The sequence below is a fragment of the Mariniluteicoccus endophyticus genome, from assembly GCF_054780035.1.
The window spans coordinates 148,820-169,462 of the sequence record NZ_BAAGXC010000016.1 but is presented as its reverse complement, the minus strand read 5'-3'; the positions used below and the strand labels follow the sequence as shown (position 1 = coordinate 169,462).

Sequence of the window (20,643 nt, the reverse complement as noted above, 5' to 3'; positions counted from 1 at the left end):
TGCCGTGACCGACAGCCTGGACCTGAAGCCCGCACCGAGCGCCACGCTCGCCACCATCAGCCCCGACCTGCCGCACGTCGCACTCGCCCACACCCCCGCCCGCGCTCAGGTGCTCGGCGGCGTACGCCGGTTCGGTGCGTGGCTGTTTCGGCGCTACTACCGGGTGCAGGACCACGGCTTCGAGAACGTCCCCGACGGCCCGGTCATCCTGGCCGCCAACCACGTCGGCGTGCTCGACGGCCCGCTGCTGGTCGCCATGACCCGTCGCCTCACGTTCGCCATGGCGAAGAACGAGCTGTTCTCCGGCGCGGTGGGGGAGTTCCTCGAGCTGGTCGGCCAGATCCCCGTCGACCAGAACCACCTCGACACCCACGCGCTGAAGCGGGCCATCACGGTCCTGCGCGAGGGGTACGCGTTCGCGATCTTCCCCGAGGGCGGGCGCGACGACGGCGAGATGGAGGTCATCAAGGGCGGCGTGGCCTACATCGCGATGGTCACCGGCGCCCCCGTCGTGCCGGTGGCGATCCTCGGCTCCCGCGAGCCCGGCCACAACATCCGCCAGCTGCCGCGACGTGGATCCACGATCCACATCGTGTACGGTGAGCCGGTTGACGTTCCGCAGGTCGCCTGGCCGCGTACGCAGGCCGCGGTCGCGGAGAAGACCGAGGAGCTGCGTCAGGTCATGGTGGGCCACCTGGCCCGCGCCCAGGCCGAGTGCGGGATGCAGTTGCCGGGCAAGCCGGCGTCGCTCGAGCTGACGGCGTGAGCGCGCCTGCCCGGTGGTCCACGAACCGACCGGGCAGGATGGAACCATGAGTGAGCACGAGGGCATCGCGTCGAACGACCCCGAGGGCGCGGCGATCAAGCCCGTCGTCGCCGTCGTCGGGCGGCCGAACGTCGGCAAGTCCACCCTGGTCAACCGCATCATCGGCCGCCGCGAGGCCGTCGTCCAGGACACCCCTGGGGTCACCCGTGACCGCGTCTCCTACGACGCGACGTGGAACGGCAAGGACTTCGTCGTCGTCGACACCGGCGGCTGGGCGTCCGACGCGCAGGGCATGGCTGCACAGATCGCCGAGCAGGCCGAGCTGGCCATCGCCGCCGCCGATGCCGTGCTGTTCGTGGTCGACGCGACCGTGGGCACCCTCGACGAGGACGAGGCCGTCGTGCAGGTGCTGCGCCGTTCGAAGAAGCCCGTCGTGCTGGCCGCCAACAAGGTCGACGACGCCCGCACCGAGGCCGAGGCCGCGTCGATGTGGAACCTGGGCCTGGGCCAGCCGTGGGCGGTCTCGGCGATGCACGGCCGCGGCACCGGTGACCTGCTCGACGCGCTGCTGGAGGTGCTGCCGGACGCACCCGACGAGGCGTACGACACCGTTGGCGGGCCCCGCCGCATCGCGCTGGTCGGCAAGCCGAACGTCGGCAAGAGCTCGCTGCTGAACAAGCTCGCGGGCCAGCAGCGTGTGGTGGTGGACAACGTCGCCGGCACCACCGTCGACCCGGTCGACGAGCTGGTCGAGGTCGACGGCGAGGTCTACCGGTTCATCGACACCGCGGGCATCCGCCGCCGCGTCAAGGAGGCATCGGGCCACGAGTACTACGCGAGCCTGCGTACTCAGGGGGCCATCGAGCGCGCCGAGCTGTGCATCATGGTGATCGACTCGTCGGAGTCCATCACCGACCAGGACCTGCGCATCCTCACGATGGTCGAGGAGGCGGGCCGCGCGCTGGTGATCGCCTACAACAAGTGGGACCTGACCGACGAGGAGCGCCGCCACTACCTGGAGCGCGAGATCGAGCGTGACGTGCAGGCGTTCGGCTGGAGCGAGCGGGTGAACATCTCCGCGCTGACCGGCCGCAACGTGAACCGCCTCGGCAAGGTCATCGAGCAGGCGCTGGGCGCGTGGGAGACCCGCATCTCGACCGGCAAGCTCAACGCGTTCCTCGGACGTGTGGTCGCCGCCCACCCCCACCCGGTGCGTGGTGGCAAGCAGCCCCGCATCCTGTTCGGCACGCAGGCCCAGAATTGCCCGCCGACGTTCGTGCTGTTCACCTCGGGCAAGCTCGACGACGGCTACGTGCGCTTCGTGGAGCGTCGCCTGCGCGAAGAGTTCGACTTCACGGGTACGCCGGTGCACGTGGAGGTACGCGCCCGCGAGAAGCACAAGAACCGCTCGTGAGCGCCGCCGTCGAGCAGGCGCCGACCCGGCGCTGGCTGTGGCCGGCGCAGTTCATCGCACTGTGCCTGGTGTGGGGTTCGAGCTTCCTGCTCATCAAGGTGGGCCTGTCCGCGCTGCACCCGCTGCAGATCTCGACGATGCGGATGATCTGCGGCGCGCTGGTGCTGATCGGTTTGGCCGCCGCCATGCGTACGCAGTGGCCGCGTGAGTGGTCGACTTACGCGCACATGTTCGTCACCGCCGCGATCCTGTGCTCCATCCCGTACTCTCTGTTCGCGCTCGCGGGCCAGCGGGTGCCCTCCGGTCTGTCGGGCATCGGCAACGCGTCGACACCGCTGTGGACGGCCGTTCTGTCGACGTTGTTCCTGCCGTCGGACCGGTTGACCCGGCGCAAGGCGTTCGCGCTGCTGGTGGGCATAGTGGGCGTGCTGGTGATCCTCCAGCCGTGGGCGACCATCGGCAAGCCCGACCCATCGGCTTCGGCATGGTCCTCACCGCGTCGTTCTGCTACGGCCTGGGCTGGGTCTACAACCGTCGCTTCGTCGGGCACCGCGACCTCGGCGGACTGGCGCAGCCCACGATCCAGCTGGTTCTCGCGAGCGTGCAGATGGTGCTTGTCTACACCGTCGCGTACGCGCTGCGGATCGTCCCGCCGCCGTTCTCGTTGGCCGCCGGGGGAGCGACCGCCCGCAACGCGCTGATCGCGATCCTCGTGCTGGGCGCGCTGGGCACGGGTATGGCCACGTGGCTCCACTACGACATCATCCGGGCCGCAGGGCCGACCGTCGGCACGATGGTGACCTATGTCATCCCTGTGGTCGCCGTCGTGCTGGGTGTGATGCTCCTCCACGAGCGGCTCACGCCCATGGAGGTGCTGGGCTCCGTGCTGGTGATCTCCGCACCGGTGATGATGTACCTCAGCCCACGCAGACGCGAAACGTCGGAGAACAACGGCTGAACGTTCGGTGGCGGCCACCGGGGTTGTCCACAGCCGGCGCGAGTGGTTCTTCCGTGGCCTGCTGGTCGCCGGTTGGCTGGGTGGCATGAGACGTTCTCGCGCGCTGGCCGCGCTGATCCTGCCATTGACCGCATGCACCGTGGACCTCTCTCCCGGATCGGCCGCTCCCACGGGTACGCCGGCCACGACGGTGCCGCCTGTGACCACGACGCCGTCGCCCGGCCCGAACCAGAATGCCCCCACCCCCGCAGCCACGTCGATGGAGACCCTGCCGACGTTGGCGCCGGTGGCTCGCAGTGAGGCCGTCGTGGGCGAGACGCGGACCGCGGTGGAGGTGTTTCCCGTCAACCGGGAGCCGAAGGCCACCTTGGTCACAGTGCGGGTGAGCGTGCTGGACGGCAACGGAACGCTGGCCCACCTCGCTGCCGGGCCGCTGCATCGGACCGTGGCGGGGCAGGTGCGTGTCGTGGACCACGCAGCCGGCCAGATACTCATTCCGTCGTTGGTGGACGGCGATCCGGCGTGCAGCCCGCGGTTGCCGACGAGCGTGAGGAGCGGCGACGTGATCTGGTCGTCGTGCGTGTTCGGCCCGCTCTCGCCGGCGGCCACGAAGGTGTCGGTGCAGGTCGGGGGCTACGGGGGATTCGATGACGTCCCGGTCCGCTGAGGCAGCCGCCGTGCTGGCGGTGTTGCTGGCATCGGCCTCGAGCCCGGCGTACGCGCAGACCTTCTTGCCGGAGCCGTTGCCGCGGGGCGGGCGGCCCATGGCGTACGCGGTGGGACCGAGGCATGATCCTCGGCACCGCTCGGAGTCGCTCGACGGCACCAGACAGATGGACGAGGACTCGAAGCAGGTCGATGTCGTGGTTGAGGCGAGCGTGCTTTTCGGCAAGGACTCCGACGTGCTTCAGCCGCGGGGTCTGGACGAGCTGGACCGGATCGCCGCGCGGCTGGCCCCCAGGCAGAAGGGCTTGCTCGAGGTGGTCGGCCACACCGATGACCTCGGTCCGTCCGAGCACGGCCTCGACCTGTCCCGCAGGCGCGCGGCCCGGGTCGCCTCCCATCTGCGCCCGCGGCTCCCGGCCGGAATCACGCTGAAGGAGAGCGGGATGGGGGAGGCGCAGCCCCGCGTACCCAACGACTCGGAGGTCAACCGGGCGAAGAACCGGAGGGTGGAGCTGCACCTGCGGTGAGTCGATGCGACAAAGCGGAACGGATCCGCTAGTGTTCTTCCTCGGCTGGCCTTCTGGCCAGCCGGGGTAAGAACGGGCTGTAGCGCAGCTTGGTAGCGCACTTGACTGGGGGTCAAGGGGTCGCAGGTTCAAATCCTGTCAGCCCGACAGAGCAGGGGCCCCGCCGCGAGGCGGGGCCCCTGAAGTTCTCATCGAGATGATGACTCCTCCAGCGTCACCCCGTCTTGTCGAGCGACCTGATCGGACGCCGGTCGAACGCGCCTTGATGCCCCGCGTGCCCGCCTACCTGCTCGTCAGCGGCGCGCTGCGCCGGAAGCCAAGCCTCGGGCCCTGGCCGTGTTCGTCCTGGGCCTCGCCGCCGTGCTGGTCGATCGCAGGGGAGGCGAAGCTGATGGCGATTCTGAGGGTTGTCAACGACAGCGCGTCGCGCCCGGACAGCTAGAGGCCACCCGCACAGATGGGGAAACCGTACGGGTGGCCTCGGACCGGGGAATCAGGCCGCGCGACGGAGGTGCCCGAGGATGCCGGGCAGGTCAGCCTTGAAGTTGATGATCAGGTTGGCCCCGTGCCCGCCGGGATGGACCACGTGCGAATGGGCGATCCCCGCGCGGGAGAGCGCGGCGGCGAACTCGTACTGGCCGGCACGCACCTGGTTCTCCTGCGGGTCATTCGCGGAGCCGCAGTACAGCGAGACGCGCTTGTGGCGGTAGCGCTCGATGTTCTCCATCGGGTTGTCCATCGTCACCCTGCGCTCGTCCCACGGGGCGCCGTAGATACCACCGACGACGCCGTTGTCGACCGCTCCCGTCGAGTTGATGTAGTGGGTGAGGAAACCGAAGTCGCGGCGCAGGCTGGCGGGTCCCGAGAACGAGGTGACCGAGCTGAAGTGGCCGTAGTACTTCGCCGTGTACTTCAGGGCGCCGAAGCCGCCCATCGAGAAGCCGGCGATGGCGCGACCCGCGTACTCCGCGTGGGTGCGGTAGGTCGCGTCGACCCAGGGGACCAACTGGGCCATGTGGAACGACTCCCAGTTGCGGGGGCCCACCGTCGAGCGGACCGGGTTGCAGTACCAGCCAGCCTTGCCGCCGTCGGGCATCACGACGATCACGTCGGCGTTGGCCGTGGCCTCGATGACCCCGCTGCGGTGCCACTGGATGAAGTCGCCACCGCCACCGTGGAGCAGGTAGAGCACGGGGTAGCGCTTGCCGGAGCTGTAGCTGCTGGGGAGCAGCACGTTGACACCGGGGTTCCAGCCGATGTTGGCGGTGCGGAAGCGCCAGTAGACCAGCCGACCGTTGACCTGGGGGACGCCGGGGATGGGCTCGAGGCCGAAGCGGGAACTGGCGCGGGCGACGTCGAGGCCGGCCAGCGACGCGGCTCCAAGCGTGGCGGCACCGGCCGATCCAAGCAGGAGCGAGCGGCGGGAGATGCTGGTGGACATGGGGTTTCTACCTCTCGGTTTTCTTGGGGGGGGTCCTCCTGACCATAACTCAGCTGGGTTCTTCACAGCCGCGTGATCGTGGACGAACATTTCACATTCAACTTGGGTGCGGGGACATGCCACGATGTGCGCATGACCGTCGTCGACCACGTCTTCTTGGGTGCGCTACGCCCCCTGCCGCCCGAGGGTCAACAGACCGGCATCTACAAGCAGCCGGCCGAGGGGCAGGTGCGTGTCGAGCACGAGGGGATCGTCGGCGACCACCAGGGGGACCGACGCGTCCACGGCGGCCCCGAGAAGGCGCTCCACCTGTTCCCGGCCGACCACCACGCCACGCTGGCCTGGGCCCGGCCCGAGCTCGCGCCGATCCTCGCCCCGGGCGTGCTGGGGGAGAACCTCTCGACCCGGGGCCTGCTCGAGTCCGACGTGTGCGTAGGTGACGTGTACGCGCTCGGCTCCGCCACCATCCAGGTCAGCCAGCCGCGCCGGCCCTGCTGGAAGATCGACAACCGCCTCGCCTCGCCCGGGGCGAACCGGCTGCTCGTCGAGCACGGCTGCCCCGGCTGGTACTTCCGCGTCCTCCAACCGGGCACCATAACCGCCGGTGACGAGCTCGACCTCATCGAACGGCTGTCGCCGGGACTCACCCTGTCTGGCCTCCTCGCGATCGACCGCGAGCACCGTCCGGACCCCGAGCGGGCCATGGCGTACGCGGCCGCGCCCGGTCTGAACCCCGACTGGGCGGCCCGCCTGCGCCGCCGCGCCGACTGGCTCAGCGCCCGCTGATCTCCGCCGCGACCAGGTCGCGCAGGCGTTCGTCGCGTACGACGACGCGTACCTCCTCGACCGAGGTGGGAGTCACGGCGACCGTGCCGACGGCACAGGCGATCGCGTCGTCCATCGGCCAACCGTAGACGCCCGCGCTGATGAGCGGGAACGCCACGCTGGTCGCGCCGAGCTCGTCGGCGACCGCCAGGCTCCGGCGATAGCACGACTCGAGCAGCGTCCGGTCGGTCTGGCCAGCGCGATGGTTCGGGCCGACGGTGTGGATCACCCAGCGCGCCGGCATGGCACCGGCCGTTGTCCACCCGGCGTCGCCGGTGCGCAGTCCGTCCGGGAACCGTCGTACGCAGTCGGCCAGGACCTCTGGGCCACCCGCCCGGTGATCGCGCCGTCGACCCCTCCGCCACCACGCATCGCGTTGTTCGCGGCGTTGACGACGGCATCGACCTCTTGGGTGGTGATGTCGCCCAGGACGGGCACGATGTGCGGGGACATGGGCCTAGGGTACGCACCGGCCTGTCACCCAACGCCGACGTGGGCTGGAGCCATCAGCCACAGGCCGTGGCCGGCGTACACCCCGCCGCCTCGTCGGAGGTCCCCCAGCGATCGTCGTCGAGGGTGACGACCCGGGGCACTGATCATCAGCAGTGCCGGTCCCTCGTCGACGGCGACCTGCAGGTGAGCTGCTGATCCCCCTCAGTCGTGCCGCTCGAGCCCGAGCATGCGCGGGAACAGGCGGTGGCGCCAGGCCGTACGCAGCGTCACGAACCACAGGGGCACGGCCACGGCGTACACCTCCCACTCGGGGCCGTGGGGCGTCAACAGACCGAAGTACGACGCTGTCACCTCCACGTGCAGCACGACGAGGTAGACGACCGCCAGGGCAAGCGCCAGCCAGGCGGGTCGCTTGTCGGGGCTGACCCCGCTCCAGCCGGTGAACAGCTTGATCGGGGGTTCGACGAACAGGATGAGCCCGAAGGCGCAGAACGCGACGAACGTCGACATCGCGGTCTGGGCGATGATCGTCGCGGCGGCCTCCCTGAAGTCGGCGGTGTCCACCGCGACCCCCGTGTACGCCGACCATGCCTCCGCCGCGCCGGGCGGGATGTGATTCGACTCGATGCTGGTGGCGATGATCTCGTGGAAGAACGCATAGATCGATGTGGCGAAGATGGCGGTCACGATGCCAGCCGGCAGCGCGAACTCCACGATCCTCCGCAGCACGTGGGGCCGCACCGGGTCGGGGCGCGCCCACGCGGTCAGCGCGAGCGACGGGATGCCGACCGTGAACAGCGTCAGCGCGACCTGAGCGGGGGAGTAGGGGAAGCCGAACCCGAGCATCGTGGTGAACACGATGACAAGGATCGACGTGATGACGCGCGGCAAGAACAGGAAGACCGACTTCGTCAGCCCGTCGACGATGCGGCGGCCCTCGACGATCGCCGGCCCGATGGCTGCGAACGAGTCCTTGAGCAGCACCATGTCGGCCACGTTGCGCGTGATCTGGGCGCCGGACTCCATGGCGATACCGACGTCGGCCCGCTTGAGCGACAGCGCGTCGTTGGTGCCGTCGCCGAGCATGGCGACGCTGCGCCCCTGCGCCTTGAGGGCCAGGACCAGCCGCTCCTTGTGCGCGGGGGTGGCGCGGCCGAAGATCGTCGCCGTCTTCGCGGCCTCGGCGAGCTCGCCGTCGCTCATGGCGTCGAGCTCGGGGCCGGTGACGAGCCGGATGTCGGGGCCACGGTCGGCCTGACGGGCGAGCGCGGCGACGGTTCGTGGGGAGTCGCCCGAGATGATCTTGATGTCGACCCCTCCGGTCTTCAGCATCTGCAGCGTCTCCAGCGCGTGTGGGCGCAGCTCGTCCTTCAGCGCGAGGAGGGCCACGGGCACCAGGGCGCGCGGGGTGAAGCCCTCAGCGGCCCGTTCCGTGCTCGCCGCCAGCAGCAGCACGCGCAGGCCCCGGTCGCTCCACTCGCCCTGACGTACGCCCCCCGCGGCGGCGAAGCCCGCAGGATCGGCCAGCAGGGGAGCGAGGACCTCCGGGGCGCCGAGCACCAGCGTGGCCCAGTCGGCGGCGCGGTCGCCGAGCACCTCGGCGGGCAGCGACTGGGCCGACCACTTCGTCGCCGACGTGAACGGGACCTCGACGACCTCGACGGCCGTACCGGGCAGGCCCGTTGCCAGGGCTTCGGACGTGCCGTTCGGGGCGGTGGTCGAGTGGGCGTACGCACCGAGGACGCGTCGGACCTCCTCGTCGGTGCCACCGAGGGCGACGAGCTCGGCGAGCTGGAGCCGGTTGGTCGTCAGCGTGCCGGTCTTGTCCAGACAGATCGTGTCGATGTTCGACAACGCCTCGACCGCGTTCGTCTGCTGGACCAGCGCCCCCTTCTTCGCCAGGGTCGCCGCGCCGACCGCGTACGCCAGGGCGATCAGGAAGAACAGCCCGTAGGGGATCTGCCCTGAGAGCACGGCGACCACCTGCACCACGCGCGTCAGCGAGAACCCCTCCAGAGCGGCCTGGAACAGGATCGCGAACGACATGAGCGCTACGACGAACGTGATGACGCGTACGACGATGTCGACCTGCCGCTGCAGCGGGGTCTGCGTCGGGACGAACTGCCGGGCCGAGGCGGTGAGGGCGTGGGCGTAGGAGTCCTCGCCCACGCCCGTCGCCACATAGCATCCCTCGCCCTTGACGACCACGCTGCCGGACAGCACCGACGCCCCCGGAGCCTTGACGAGGACGTCCGCCTCGCCGGTGAGCAGCGACTCGTCAAGGCCCAGGACCGCGTCACCGGTCACCTCGCCGTCGACCAGGACCTGGTCTCCCGGACCCACGACGAGCACGTCGCCGAGGACGATCTCCTCCGGGGGGATCTGCTGGCGTACGCCTTCCCGAACGACGGTGGCCGGGACCCGGGTAGTCAGCGAGATCTGGTCGAGCTGGCGCTTGGCGCGCACCTCTTGGGCGGTGCCGATCAGCGCGTTGACCAAACCCAGCCCCACCGACGTGAAGGCGTCGTTGTAGCGGCCAAGGGCGACGAGCCCGGCGCCGATGACGAACAGGATGTTGTTGAAGAGGTTGAACAGGTTCGTGCGCAGGATGGTCCAGACCGACCGCGTCGGCCCAGCTGCGCCGGCGTTGGTCTTCCCCTCGGCCTGGCGGGCACGGACCTCGTCTGAGGTGAGACCCGTGAGGGCCGTCACAGGTGCGGTCGGTGAATCCATGGAGGAACTGTAATGGTCACTTACCGCTCACAAAGGGGAATCCGACACGGGCGTAGGCTTGAGTCATGAAGCGTGCCGAACCGCAGTGCCCCGTGCGGGCCGGGGACGCCTGCAGCCTTTGCTACCCGGGGGCCACCGGGCCTCAGGACTGCGGCCTGGTCTGGCTCGTCCGCGAAGACCCGGAGCTCTTCGCCGAGATGCAGCGCCTGCGCCGCGAGGAGCGCAAGGAGCGGAACGCGCGCGCGTCCGCCGACCGCTGACTCGGACGCCCGAACCGCCGATAGCACCTCAGTTGTGGGAAAGAGCGGGGTTGGCTCAGGGAGCGGCCAGGACGTCGGCGATCGCGTAGGGGGCGGGACGCTCGAGCTGGGCGAGGGTGCAGCTGGCGGGGTCGCGGTCGGGGCGCCACCGCACGAATTGCGCCGTGTGGCGGAACCGGTCGCCCTCCATGAAGTCGTAGCGCACCTCGACGACGAGCTCGGGGCTCAACGGCACGAACGAGGCGTCCTTGCCCGCGCTCCAGCGTGACTGCGCGGCCGTCCCGGCACCCTCGGCCCAGGCCCACGGGTGACCGGCGAAGTCGGTGACCAGCGGCTGCAGCTCAGTGAAGAGCTCCTCGCGGCGCCTGGCGGTGAACGCACCGATCACGCCGACGGGTCGGAGGTTCCCCTCGTCGTCGTGCAGCCCGAGCATGAGAGACCCGACGCGGCCGGGACCCGACTTGTGGACGCGGTAGCCGGCCACCACGCAGTCGGTGGTGCGTACGTGCTTGATCTTGGTCATGACGCGCTTGTCGGGCTGGTACGCCAGACCGGGGTCCTTGGCGATGAGCCCGTCGAGGCCCGCCCCCTCGAAGTCGGCGAACCACCGGGCGGCGGCCTCCTCATCGGAGGTCAGCGGGGTCAGGTGCACGGGTGCCCTCACCTCGGCGAGGCCCTCCTCCAGGCGGGCGCGTCGGACGTCGAACGGCTCGGACATCAGATCGTCGTCCCCGAGGGCGAGCAGGTCGAAGGCGATGAACGAGGCCGGGCTGGCCTCGGCCAGCATGCGTACGCGGGACTCCGCCGGGTGGATCCGCTGGCCCAGCGCCTCGAAGTCGAGCTCGCGGCCCGTCGCATCGATGCAGACGATCTCGCCGTCGACGACGCACCGCTGCGGCAGCTGGGCGAGCACCTGGTCGACGACCTCCGGGAAGTAGCGCGTCAGCGGCTTCTCGTTGCGCGAGCCCAGCATCACCTCGTCACCGTCGCGGAAGATGATCGTGCGGAACCCGTCCCACTTGGGCTCGTAGCGCCACCCCGGTGGCAGCTTCGCCGCGGGCTTGGCGAGCATCGGCTTGAGCGGCGGCATCACGGGCAGGTCCATGGCCGAGAGCCTAGGGCGTACGCCCGTCTGTTCGCGCGTCAGTCGCGCAGGCCCGAGACGGTCTGCATGAGGGCCCGGTCAAGCGCGTCGATGCTGCGCCAGGGGGCGTACGCCGACCTGTCGAACGCGCCGAACAGCAGGGCGCCGAGGTAGGAGACCGCGACCGACTCGAGGTGCTCGTCGTCGGGCTCGAGCCGGGTTGCCCCGGACGCGCGTCGGTCGGCTTGGACCTCGCGGAGGATGTCCACGAGCGGGCTGAGCAGTGACCGGCGCAGCGCCGGCAGCTCGGCCTCCCACGGGCGGCCGCGGCGGAACATCTCGGTCGCGAGCACCTGACCGAGGTCGGGGGAGGTGTCGAACAACGACAGCAACGCCAGCGAGACCGCGTCGAGCGCGTCCCAGCCACGGTGGCCGTCGCGCGCGGTGGCGATCGCGTCGACGATCTGGTCGACGCCACTTTGGACGACAGCGCGGCAGAGCGCATCCTTCGACCCGAAGTTGTAGAAGACCGATCCCTTAGCGACACCGGCCCGCGCCGCGACGTCGTCGATGGTGGTGCCGCTGATGCCGCGGTCGGCCATCAGCCCGGCCGCGGCGGTGAGTATGCGGGCGCGGGTCTGCGTACGCCGCGCCGTGCGTCCGTCGACGCGGTCGGGAGACGTATGTGTCATGGGGGAGTCCTTCGAATCGTGGCGGGTCACAGCGAGATGGCGGGGTGCAGGCGACTGATCGACCACACGCGCTTGCGGGCGGCGGCGGCCGTCGAGACAGCCAGCGCGGCGAGCGCGAGCACCACCAGATACGCCACGGCGTACCAGAACTGGTGGTTGAGGTCACCGGTGATGGAGCATCGCAGGCCGTTCACGACCTGGGTGAGCGGCAGGGTGGCGTTGAGTGTCTGGAAGAACTGGGGCGTGGTCTCGGCGGGATAGGTGCCGCCCGACGAGGTGATCTGCATGGTCAGCACGACCAGCGTCACGACGCGGCCGACCGACGAGCCGAGCACGACGTTGAACGTCTGCTGCAGCGAGACGTACGCCAGCGAGACCAGCGCGGCGAAGGCGAGGGTGACGAGCAGGTGGACAGGCTCCAGGCCCAGGCCGAAGATCAGCACCGCCAGCAACAGCATGGCCTGCCCGAGTCCGAGCACCACGGCCGGCAGCCAGTTGGACAGCACGACGCGCAGGGCGGTGACGGGCGCGGCGAGCGAGCGGTTGGAGACCGGGCGCAGCAGCATCCACAGGATCATCGCGCCGACGTAGAGCGCGAGCCCGATGAAGTAGGGCGCGAAACCCTCGCCCTGGCTCTCGGCCTGGTGCTGCCACGACTGCTCGAGGCTGACCGGCGCCGAGATGACCTTGGCGTTGGCCTCGCGTTCGGTGTCGCTCAGGTTCGGCACCTTGTCGACGGCCTCGCCGAGCTTGGTGGCGAGCTCGTGGGCGCCGTCGTCGAGCTTGACGATGCCGTCGCGCAGCTCGACCGCGCCGTCCTTGAGTCGGCCGGCCCCGTCACGCAGCTCGCCGGTCTTGGTCGCCAGGAGCGATGCCCCGTCGCGGAGCTGGCCCATGCCGGTGTCGAGCTGGGCGGCACCTTGGTCGAGGGTCACGAGTCCGCTGGCGAGCTGGTCGGCGGCCGACGACAGCTTCTGTGCGCCGTCGCGCAGCTCACCGGTCTTCGTGGCGAGCGTGGAGGCGCCGCCGGACAGGGTCTTGAGGCCCGTGTCGAGCGACGAGGCCCCCGTGGCGGCCTGCTGGATACCGCTGGCCAGCTGGGGTGTGGCGTCGGCCAGCGCCCGGTTGCCCTGGGCGACCTTGTCGGCGCCGTCGGCGAGCTGGTTGACCTGCGACTGGACCGACGTCGAGCGGCCCCGGGCCGTCTCGAGGCCCTGCAGGATGCGGGCCTTGTTGGGGTCGGAGTCGGGCAGCTGCTCGGCGATCCGCTTGACGTCGTCGAGGCCGGTGTTCAGGGTCGTGGTCACCGTGGTGACCTTCGTGGCGATCTCGCGGTCGCCCGCGGCGACCTTCTCGGCGCCGTCGGCGAGCTGCGCCGTCTTGGTGGGCAGGTCCTTCGTGCCCTGCGCGAGCTGCGAGAGGCCGTCGTTGAGCTTGGTCGCGCCGTCGGACGCTGACTTCGCACCCGTGGCGAGCTGGGCCGCACCGGTCGCGAGCTGCGACGAGCCGGTGGCGAGCTGGCCAGCGCCGGTGGCCAGGGTCTTGGCTCCCGTGGAGGCCTGGGTGGTCCCGTCGTGGAGCTTGTGAGCGCCGTCGGCGGCCTCACCGGTCTTGGTGGCGAGCGTGGTCGCGCCGGTGGCCAGCTGGGCCGAGCCATCGGCGAGCTGGGTGGCCCCGTCGGCGAGCCCCGCGGATCCGTCGCGGGCCTTGGCGGTGCCGTCGGCCAGCTCATTGGCGCCGTCGTGGGCCTGGACGAGGCCGGAGTGGATGTCGCTGAAGCCGACGAAGAGCTTGTCGACGGCTTCCTCCCCGATCGCATCGGCGGCGGCCGTGCGCACCTCGCGCATGACGGAGGCCAAGATGGTGCGGGCCGTGTAGCCCTGGGCGTCGTCGTAGGTCACCTCGAGCGGGGCGTGCACCGGGTTCTCGGTCCCCATGGTCGTGACGGCCTTCGAGAAGTCAGCCGGGATGGTGAGGACGGCGAAATAGCGTCCTTCTTCCAGGCCCTGCTGGGCCTCGGTGGGAGAGGTCTTCGTCCAGGCGAGGTTGTTCTTCTTGACGAGCTCGTCGGTCAGGTCGTCGCCCGCGGTGACGCGCGTGTCGTCCTTCGTCGCGCCGGTGTCGACGTTGACGAGCGCGACGGGGACGCGGTCGAGGTGCTCGGTGGGGTTCCAGAACGCCCACAGGTAGAGGGCGCCGTAGAGGAGCGGGATGCAGATCGCGGCGATGATCGCGAGCCGCGTCATGCGGGTGCGGCCGAAGCGGCGCAACTCGGTGCCGAAGCGGAAGGTCCTGAACACGGTCGGGTTCCTCAGATCGCGTGGGTGGGGGAGTGGTGGTCGAGGTGCTCGCCGGTGGCCAGCGCGTACGCGCGGGCCTCGGGCGGCACGGCGTCGACGGTGGTCGAGGCGGCCACGACGGTCGTGCCGGCGGTGCGGGCGACGCGAGCCAGGCCGTCCCAGACGACGCGCTGCTCGTCGGGGTCGGTGAGCGTGTCGATGTCGTCGACGACCAGCAGCCGGGGGCGCCCCATGAGGGCGAGCGAGATCTGGAGGAGGGTCACGTCGAGCGGTGCGAGGTGCCAGATCTTCTCATTGGCCGGAGGGGTCGTCCGGGTGCCGAAGACAGGCCGGCAGATCTCCTGGATGCCCTCGTCGTCGGTGGCCGGGGGACGGCGCCACAGCGGGGTTATGAGGCCCGCGCGCTCGGCGAGGACCTCGTGGACCGTCAGGCCCTCGTCGAGGTCGTCGATGCCCGCGAAGTGGGCGAGCGTGGACTCCTTGTGAAGCGTCCGCCGCCCCCGCGGGAGGTGGTGGTCGAGGACGACGAGGTCTCCGGCGGTGGGAGCCATCCGTCCGCAGAGCGTCAGGAGCAGGCACGTGCGACCCGAGCCCTCAGGTCCGGCAAGGACCGCGAGCCCCCCGTACGGGAGGTCGAGGTCGAGGGGTCCGAAGACTGGGCCACGGTCGCCGGTGAGGCGGAGGCCGCGGGCGAGGATCGCAGAGCCGGCGTCCCGCGGCGGCGCGGGGTCGCCGGGCCCATCCGGGCTTTCGGGCCCGTCCGGCCCGGGGCGGACTGCGTGGGTGGGGAGATCGTCGGACAGGTCATCGCTCACCCATCTATTTATACTGACCGGCCAGCCCAAAAACAAGTCGGCTCGCCGTGGGACGATGGTGACCATGGGTTCACGAATCTTCGCCGCGGTCTATCCGACCCCGGCCGCACGAGAAGAGATGGAGGAGTTCTTCGCGCCCCGCAGGGATGCTGACGTCCGCCTGCGCTGGGTGCCCGACCACCACTGGCACCTCACGACCCTGTTCTGCGGTGACGTGGCCGAGCACGACGTCGAGCCGCTCATCGACGAGCTGGCCGGGGTCGCGGCCGGTGTGCCGACGTTCGACGTCCGGCTCGCCGGGGCGGGGGCCTTCCCCGACCCGATCGCCGTCAGGCTGCTCTACCTGGCCGTGACCGAGGGTGGGCAGGGGCTGGGCCGGCTCGCCCGCAACAGCCGATCAGCCGCCAGCCGCGTGGGCGCCGAGCCCGACGGCTCGCGCTTCGTTCCCCACCTCTCGCTCGCCCGGACGTCGGCACGCTTCGACGCCACCCACTGGATGCGCGTGGTCGACGCGTTCCCCGGCGTGAGGTTCGCCGCCGACGAGCTGGTCGTGGTCGAGTCGTTCACCACCGAGGGGCGGGGCAATCGCGTACGCCACGAGATCCTGGCCCGACATCCGCTCGCGCCGAGGAATGAGACGGGGTAGTGGCAAATCGAATAGGTCGTTAGGTTTAGCCTATGACTTTTCGACCTGAGACCCTCGCCGTCCATGCCGGGCAGGAGAACGCGGACAGCGCGACAAACGCCCGGGCCGTCCCGATCTACCAGACCTCGTCGTTCGTTTTCGACGACTCCCAGCACGCGGCCGACCTGTTCGCCCTCAAGACCACGGGCAACATCTACTCCCGCATCATGAACCCGACCCAGTCGGTGTTCGAGGAGCGCATGACGGCGCTCGAGGGCGGTGTCGGGGCGCTGGCGACCGCCTCGGGAGCCGCCGCCATCACCTACGCCGTCCTCAACGTCGTCAACGCCGGTGACAACATCGTCGCGCTGTCGACGCTCTACGGCGGCACGTTCGCCCTGTTCGCCCACACGCTCAAGCAGTTCGGCGTCGAGGCCCGCTTCGTCGATCCCGAGAAGCCCGAAGAGCTGGGGGAGGTCGTCGACGAGAAGACGCGGCTGGTCTTCGGCGAGACGCTGTGCAACCCGAAGATCAACGTCATCGACCTCGACGCGTGGTCGGAGGCCGCCCACAGCCACGGCCTGCCGTTCATCGTCGACAACACGGCGCCCACGCCCTACCTGTGCCGCCCCTTCGAGCACGGCGTCGACGTCGTCGTCCACTCCGCCACCAAGTACATCGGCGGCCACGGCACGAGCATCGGCGGCATCATCGTCGACTCCGGGAGGTTCGACTGGACCGCCCACGCCGAGCGCTTCCCGGGCCTGACCGGGCCCGACCCCGCGTACCACGGCGTCGTGTGGACCGAGGCTGCCGGCGAGGCGGCGTACATCATGCGCGCGCGCACCGTGCTGTTGCGCAACACCGGCGCGACCTCGGCACCGATGAACACGTGGCTGTTCCTGCAAGGGCTGGAAACGCTGCACCTGCGCATGCAGCGCCACTCCGAGAACGCGCTCGCCGTCGCACGGCACCTCGCTGACCACCCGGCCGTCTCCTGGGTCAACTACCCGGGCCTCGACGACTCGCCCTACAAGGAGGTCGCCGACCGCGTACTGTCCGGCGGCTACGGCGGCCTCGTGTCGTTCGGCCTGAAGGCGGGCCGCGAGGGTGGCTCGAGATTCGTCGAGTCGCTACAACTGTTCAGCCACCTGGCCAACATCGGCGACGCCAAGTCGCTGGTCATCCACAACGCGACCACCACCCACTCGCAGCTGTCCGACGAAGAGCTGGTCGCCGCCGGTGTCCCGGGTGACATGGTCCGGCTGTCAATCGGCATCGAGCACATCGACGACATCGTCGCCGACCTCGACCAGGCACTGGATGCCGCTTCGGCCTGAGTCTGGACTGCGGCAGAATTGAGCGCGTGGATGATCGAGGAGTGGGCACGGTCAAGACGCGCTCGGTACGCCTGTTCACGCCCGAGGCGCCGCTGGAGCTGACCAGCGGCGCCCGGTTGGGCACCGTGGACGTGGCGTACGAGACCTATGGCGAGCTGTCGCCCGAGCGCGACAACGCCGTGTTCGTCTGCCACGCCCTGACCGGCGACGCCCACGCGGCCGGCTTCCACGACGGGGCGCGCAAGCCCGGGTGGTGGGACAACTTCATCGGCCCCGGACGCCCCCTCGACACCGACCGCTTTTTCGTGGTCTCGGCCAACCTCCTGGGCGGTTGTCAGGGCACGACCGGGCCTTCATCGACCGATCCGGCCACCGGAAAGCCGTACGGTCTGGACTTCCCCTTGCTGCAGATGCGCGACTTCGTCACCGTCCACCGGGCGCTGGCGCGCCACCTGGGTGTTGAACGGCTGCTGGCCTGCGTGGGCGGGTCACTCGGCGGCATGCAGGTGCTCGACTGGGCGCTCGAGTACCCCCACGAGGTCGCCAACGCCGTCGTGATAGCCAGCTCGTCGCGGCTCACCGCCCAAAACATCGCCTTCTCGGCGGTCGCGCGCGAGGCGATCATGCGCGACCCCGGCTTCCACGGCGGCCAGTACGCCGTCGCCGGCACCAGCCCCGAGATCGGCCTGTCCATCGCGCGGATGATGGCCCACATCACCTACCTGTCGGAGGAGGCGATGTCGGAGAAGTTCGGCCGCCGCTTCCAGGACTCCGAGACCCCACGCCACGGCTTCGGCGTCGACTTCGAGGTCGAAAGCTATCTCGCCCACCAGGGCGAGGTCTTCCTCAACCGGTTCGACGCGCTGAGCTACCTTTACCTGACACGCGTCATGGACTACTTTGACCCGTTCTCGGCGTACGAGTCGCTCGACCACGTGGTGGACGCGGGTACGCGTTTCCTCGTCGCCAGCTTCGACACCGACTGGCGCTTCGACACCAGCCATTCACGACGCATCGTGCGGCTCCTGGAGGCCGGGGATGTGCCCGTGAGCTTCCGCGAGATCTCCTCGCCGTGGGGCCACGACTCGTTCCTGCTGGAGCTGCCCGAGTACCACCGCACGGTGCGGGCCTTCCTCGACCGTGCCGCCTCGGAGGTGCTGTGATGCTGCGTACCGACCTCGCGCTCGTCTCCGACCTGGTTCCGCGCGGTTCTCGGGTGCTCGACCTGGGCTGTGCCTCCGGCGAGCTCCTCGACCACCTGATCACGCTGAAGGGTTGCACCGGCACCGGCGTGGACACCGACCCCGACGAGGTCGTGCAGGCGATCCGGCGAGGGGTCCCGCTGGTGGAGCTCGACATCGACTCCGAGCTGGGGGAGTTCGCCGATGGGTCCTACGACACCGTGGTGCTCTCGCGGACGCTGCAGACCTTGCGCCACCCGGCACGCGTGCTGCGCGAGATGGGGCGCATCGGCGGCCGCTGCATCGTGTCGGTGCCGAACTTCGGCCTGTGGCGCAACCGCCTGTCGGTGGTCCGCGGCCGCATGCCCGTGTCGAAGGACCTGCCGCACTCCTGGCACGACTCGCCGAACGTCCGCTACACCACGCTGGCCGACCTCGAGGACTTCTTCGACGGCGAGGGGTTCGTCGTCGAGCAGCGCATCCCGCTCGATGACCGCGGCCGGGTGCTGAGCGGGCGGCGCGCCCGGGCGTACAACCTGTTCGCGGGTGCCGCGGTCTACGTCCTGCACCGCTGAACGCGTCGGGCGACGAACCGGCCGGTGTCGTCGTGCCAGCGGCACCTCCACGTCGGGCAACGGTACGCCGAGCAGGATCACGATGGCGCGGGACGACGACTCGGCGTGCGCCTGATCGACGCCCCCAGGATGAACCTCGACGGACGGCTCCGGTCCGCTATCCCGCCGGACGTGCCACAGCGGCAACACCCGGTGGGCTCACCCGCGCAGACACGACTCACCCCTGCGCACGGGTGTGTCCCGCAGACAGGGGTGAGTGCGCTTCAGCGGGCATTGAGCTCGGCGCGCGAGGGGGTGTACGCGCGGAACCGCAGGGCCATGCCGGCCTCCTCTGGCGTGCGGTCGGCCTTGGCCAGGTTGCACGGACCGCACGCGGCGACGGTGTTGGTCCACGAGTTCGGACCGCCGCGCGAGCTGGGCAGCAGGTGGTCGACCGTGCTGGCGTACGCGCCACAGTAGGCGCACGTGTGGCGGTCACGCTTCAAGACGCCCCGCTTGGTCCAGCCCGGGGACCGGCCGTACAGGAACGCCGTCTTCACGTAGCGCACGAGACGCAGGACGAGGGGCCAGGGGTAGGGGCCGATCGCGCGACCCTCCTGGGCCTCCTCCACGATCGCGACCTCACGGACCAGCATCCCGATGGCATGCTGGACCGAGACACGGTGCAGCGCCGTGTTGTCGGCGTTGAGCACGAGCACTCCGCTCATGGTGTTCCTCCCTCCCTCTGACGAGCCGACACAAAACAAAGACCGCCCCGCGCAGGCAGCACGCAGGACGGTCCGGGGTCGATCGCTGACCGGAGGGCTCAGCGACGACATCCGTCGATCGTGCGCCTGCGCAGGCACGGACGGAACGGGGCCTCCGCGAGGGCGGCCCAGCTGGTGTGGCACTTGTTCACGTCGGCTCCTTTCCTGTCTCGAGGTCCTGCGTCGCTGGTTCAGCGTCCTGCGTCGCCGTGGCGCGACGGAGAACAGATTAGTTGCGTTTCGGCAAACTGTCGTGGAATTTTTGGGGCGAGGCCTCAGGCGGTGAGGGCCGCCACGACGCGCTCGCCCGCACTGCCCAGACCCAGCCTCTCGGCAAGCGGGGCGAAGGCCGGGGTGGGGGAGCCCTCCAGCGAGAGGTCGTCCAGCGTCACGCCGAGGTCGAGGTCACGGCGCGTGCGCACCACCTCCATCGCCACCGCCAGGTAGTCGGCGGCCCCGTCGAGCTTCCTGCGGATGGTCGGGGACAGGGCCGAGGTCGGGTCGAGCGCCGCGGCGACGATCTCGTCGAGCCCACCCCACTGCTTTACGAGCGTGGCGGCCGACTTCTCGCCGATGCCCTTGACGCCCGGGATGCCGTCGGACGTGTCGCCGCGCAGCGCGGCGAGGTCGGCGTAGTGGCGCGCGTCGACGCCGTACCTCGCGTGCACCCACGCCTGGTCGACCGACTCGAGGTTTGCCATGCCCCGGCCGGGGTAGAGGACGCGCACGGGCTTGGCGTCGTCGACCAGCTGGAACAGGTCACGGTCGCCGGTGACGACGTCGACCGGGCAGTCCATCGTCGTCGCCAGCGTCGCGATCACGTCGTCGGCCTCGAAACCGTCCGCCCCCACGATGCGCACGCCCAGCGCGTCGAGCGCCTCGATGATCATGGGCACCTGGATGCCCAGGCCGTCGGGGGCTTCCTCGCCGACGCCCGACTGCGCCCCCACGCCACCGGCGCCCACGATGGTGGAGGGGGCGGTCTCGGCGACGCGATGAGTCTTGTAGGACGGCAGCAGGTCGACGCGCCACTGCGGCCGCCAGTCGTTGTCCCAGCACGCGGCCAGGTGGGTGGGCCGGTGTTCGGTCACCAGCCGTCCGATGAAGTCCATGAGTCCGCGCACGGCGTTGACGGGCCGGCCGTCCGGCGTCTTGAGGGGGGCCCGGATCCCGTAGTACGCACGGAAGTACAGGCTCGCCGTGTCGAGCAGCATGAGACGTGTCATGGCCACAGTCTGCCGC

The 20,643-nt window shown here is 70.1% G+C and carries 19 protein-coding genes, 1 tRNA gene and 2 pseudogenes; 13 read left to right on the top strand and 9 right to left on the bottom strand.

Annotated elements, in window-relative coordinates; translation table 11 throughout:
• The first annotated feature begins 4 nt into the window (after positions 1 to 4).
• From ACYVGD_RS06145 to ACYVGD_RS06115, 7 genes and pseudogenes are all read left to right on the top strand, one after another.
• Positions 5 to 766, top strand: coding sequence for a lysophospholipid acyltransferase family protein (locus tag ACYVGD_RS06145; RefSeq protein WP_460742134.1), 762 nt, complete (start codon positions 5 to 7; stop codon positions 764 to 766).
• A gap of 46 nt (positions 767 to 812) precedes the next feature.
• A complete protein-coding gene (gene der, locus ACYVGD_RS06140) occupies positions 813 to 2,180 on the top strand; it encodes a ribosome biogenesis GTPase Der (protein ID WP_460742132.1) in 1,368 nt (455 codons plus the stop codon).
• Positions 2,177 to 2,608: pseudogene (locus ACYVGD_RS06135) on the top strand (DMT family transporter); the annotation flags it as partial. The gene der and the pseudogene ACYVGD_RS06135, both read left to right, overlap by 4 nt.
• A 17-nt stretch (positions 2,609 to 2,625) precedes the next feature.
• Positions 2,626 to 3,138, top strand: coding sequence for a DMT family transporter (locus tag ACYVGD_RS06130; protein WP_460742131.1), 513 nt, complete (start codon positions 2,626 to 2,628; stop codon positions 3,136 to 3,138).
• 7 nt (positions 3,139 to 3,145) lie between these two features.
• On the top strand, positions 3,146 to 3,805 hold the full coding sequence (locus ACYVGD_RS06125; protein WP_460742130.1) for a hypothetical protein: 660 nt from the start codon (positions 3,146 to 3,148) through the stop codon (positions 3,803 to 3,805).
• Entirely contained in the window at positions 3,786 to 4,331 is a 546-nt protein-coding gene (locus ACYVGD_RS06120; RefSeq protein WP_460742129.1) for an OmpA family protein, read from the top strand. The genes ACYVGD_RS06125 and ACYVGD_RS06120 overlap by 20 nt, the downstream gene beginning before the upstream one ends.
• A 73-nt stretch (positions 4,332 to 4,404) precedes the next feature.
• A tRNA-Pro gene (locus ACYVGD_RS06115) sits at positions 4,405 to 4,478 on the top strand.
• Positions 4,479 to 4,824: 346 nt separating this feature from the next.
• On the opposite strand, the gene ACYVGD_RS06110 is transcribed toward ACYVGD_RS06115, so the two are convergent.
• Positions 4,825 to 5,772: an alpha/beta hydrolase gene (locus ACYVGD_RS06110; protein ID WP_460742128.1), complete on the bottom strand. Its 948-nt coding sequence runs from the start codon at positions 5,770 to 5,772 to the stop codon at positions 4,825 to 4,827.
• Between the two features lie 132 nt (positions 5,773 to 5,904).
• Between ACYVGD_RS06110 and ACYVGD_RS06105 the strand changes: the two genes are divergently transcribed.
• Positions 5,905 to 6,558, top strand: a complete 654-nt coding sequence (locus ACYVGD_RS06105) for an MOSC domain-containing protein (protein WP_460742127.1) — start codon at positions 5,905 to 5,907, stop codon at positions 6,556 to 6,558.
• Here the strand turns inward: ACYVGD_RS06105 and ACYVGD_RS06100 are convergent.
• Positions 6,545 to 7,050, bottom strand: a pseudogene (locus tag ACYVGD_RS06100) (O-acetyl-ADP-ribose deacetylase). The gene ACYVGD_RS06105 and the pseudogene ACYVGD_RS06100 overlap by 14 nt on opposite strands.
• A 201-nt stretch (positions 7,051 to 7,251) precedes the next feature.
• Positions 7,252 to 9,783, bottom strand: a complete 2,532-nt coding sequence (locus tag ACYVGD_RS06095; RefSeq protein WP_460742126.1) for an HAD-IC family P-type ATPase — start codon at positions 9,781 to 9,783, stop codon at positions 7,252 to 7,254.
• A gap of 65 nt (positions 9,784 to 9,848) precedes the next feature.
• On the opposite strand from ACYVGD_RS06095, the gene ACYVGD_RS06090 reads away from it, so the two are divergent.
• Complete coding sequence (locus tag ACYVGD_RS06090; protein WP_460742125.1) at positions 9,849 to 10,043, top strand: DUF6767 domain-containing protein; 195 nt, start codon at positions 9,849 to 9,851, stop codon at positions 10,041 to 10,043.
• Positions 10,044 to 10,098: 55 nt separating this feature from the next.
• Here ACYVGD_RS06090 and ACYVGD_RS06085 read toward each other — a convergent pair whose 3' ends face one another.
• The 4 genes from ACYVGD_RS06085 to ACYVGD_RS06070 are packed head-to-tail and all read right to left on the bottom strand — an operon-like array spanning position 10,099 to position 14,934.
• Positions 10,099 to 11,148 carry an ATP-dependent DNA ligase gene (locus ACYVGD_RS06085; RefSeq protein ID WP_460742124.1) on the bottom strand — a complete coding sequence of 350 codons (1,050 nt, stop codon included), beginning with the start codon at positions 11,146 to 11,148 and terminating at the stop codon, positions 10,099 to 10,101.
• A 38-nt stretch (positions 11,149 to 11,186) separates the two neighbouring features.
• Entirely contained in the window at positions 11,187 to 11,819 is a 633-nt protein-coding gene (locus ACYVGD_RS06080) for a TetR/AcrR family transcriptional regulator (protein WP_460742123.1), read from the bottom strand.
• Positions 11,820 to 11,845: 26 nt separating this feature from the next.
• Positions 11,846 to 14,119: a YhgE/Pip family protein gene (locus ACYVGD_RS06075; protein WP_460742122.1), complete on the bottom strand. Its 2,274-nt coding sequence runs from the start codon at positions 14,117 to 14,119 to the stop codon at positions 11,846 to 11,848.
• Between the two features lie 11 nt (positions 14,120 to 14,130).
• Positions 14,131 to 14,934 (bottom strand): ATP-binding cassette domain-containing protein, encoded by an 804-nt coding sequence (locus ACYVGD_RS06070; RefSeq protein ID WP_460742121.1) that lies wholly within the window; start codon positions 14,932 to 14,934, stop codon positions 14,131 to 14,133.
• Positions 14,935 to 14,998: 64 nt separating this feature from the next.
• Between ACYVGD_RS06070 and thpR the strand changes: the two genes are divergently transcribed.
• Genes thpR through metW form a run of 4 tightly spaced genes read left to right on the top strand, consistent with a single transcriptional unit; the run spans position 14,999 to position 18,655 of the window.
• A complete protein-coding gene (thpR, locus tag ACYVGD_RS06065; protein WP_460742120.1) occupies positions 14,999 to 15,580 on the top strand; it encodes an RNA 2',3'-cyclic phosphodiesterase in 582 nt (193 codons plus the stop codon).
• 32 nt (positions 15,581 to 15,612) lie between these two features.
• Positions 15,613 to 16,899 carry an O-acetylhomoserine aminocarboxypropyltransferase/cysteine synthase family protein gene (locus tag ACYVGD_RS06060; protein WP_460742119.1) on the top strand — a complete coding sequence of 429 codons (1,287 nt, stop codon included), beginning with the start codon at positions 15,613 to 15,615 and terminating at the stop codon, positions 16,897 to 16,899.
• Between the two features lie 26 nt (positions 16,900 to 16,925).
• Entirely contained in the window at positions 16,926 to 18,062 is a 1,137-nt protein-coding gene (gene metX, locus ACYVGD_RS06055; RefSeq protein WP_460742118.1) for a homoserine O-acetyltransferase MetX, read from the top strand.
• Positions 18,062 to 18,655: a methionine biosynthesis protein MetW gene (gene metW, locus ACYVGD_RS06050; protein WP_460742117.1), complete on the top strand. Its 594-nt coding sequence runs from the start codon at positions 18,062 to 18,064 to the stop codon at positions 18,653 to 18,655. The genes metX and metW overlap by 1 nt, the downstream gene beginning before the upstream one ends.
• A 263-nt stretch (positions 18,656 to 18,918) precedes the next feature.
• Here the strand turns inward: metW and ACYVGD_RS06045 are convergent, their stop codons facing one another.
• Complete coding sequence (locus ACYVGD_RS06045) at positions 18,919 to 19,362, bottom strand: HNH endonuclease (protein ID WP_460742116.1); 444 nt, start codon at positions 19,360 to 19,362, stop codon at positions 18,919 to 18,921.
• Between the two features lie 314 nt (positions 19,363 to 19,676).
• Positions 19,677 to 20,627 (bottom strand): 5'-3' exonuclease, encoded by a 951-nt coding sequence (locus tag ACYVGD_RS06040; protein ID WP_460742115.1) that lies wholly within the window; start codon positions 20,625 to 20,627, stop codon positions 19,677 to 19,679.
• Positions 20,628 to 20,643 lie beyond the last annotated feature (16 nt).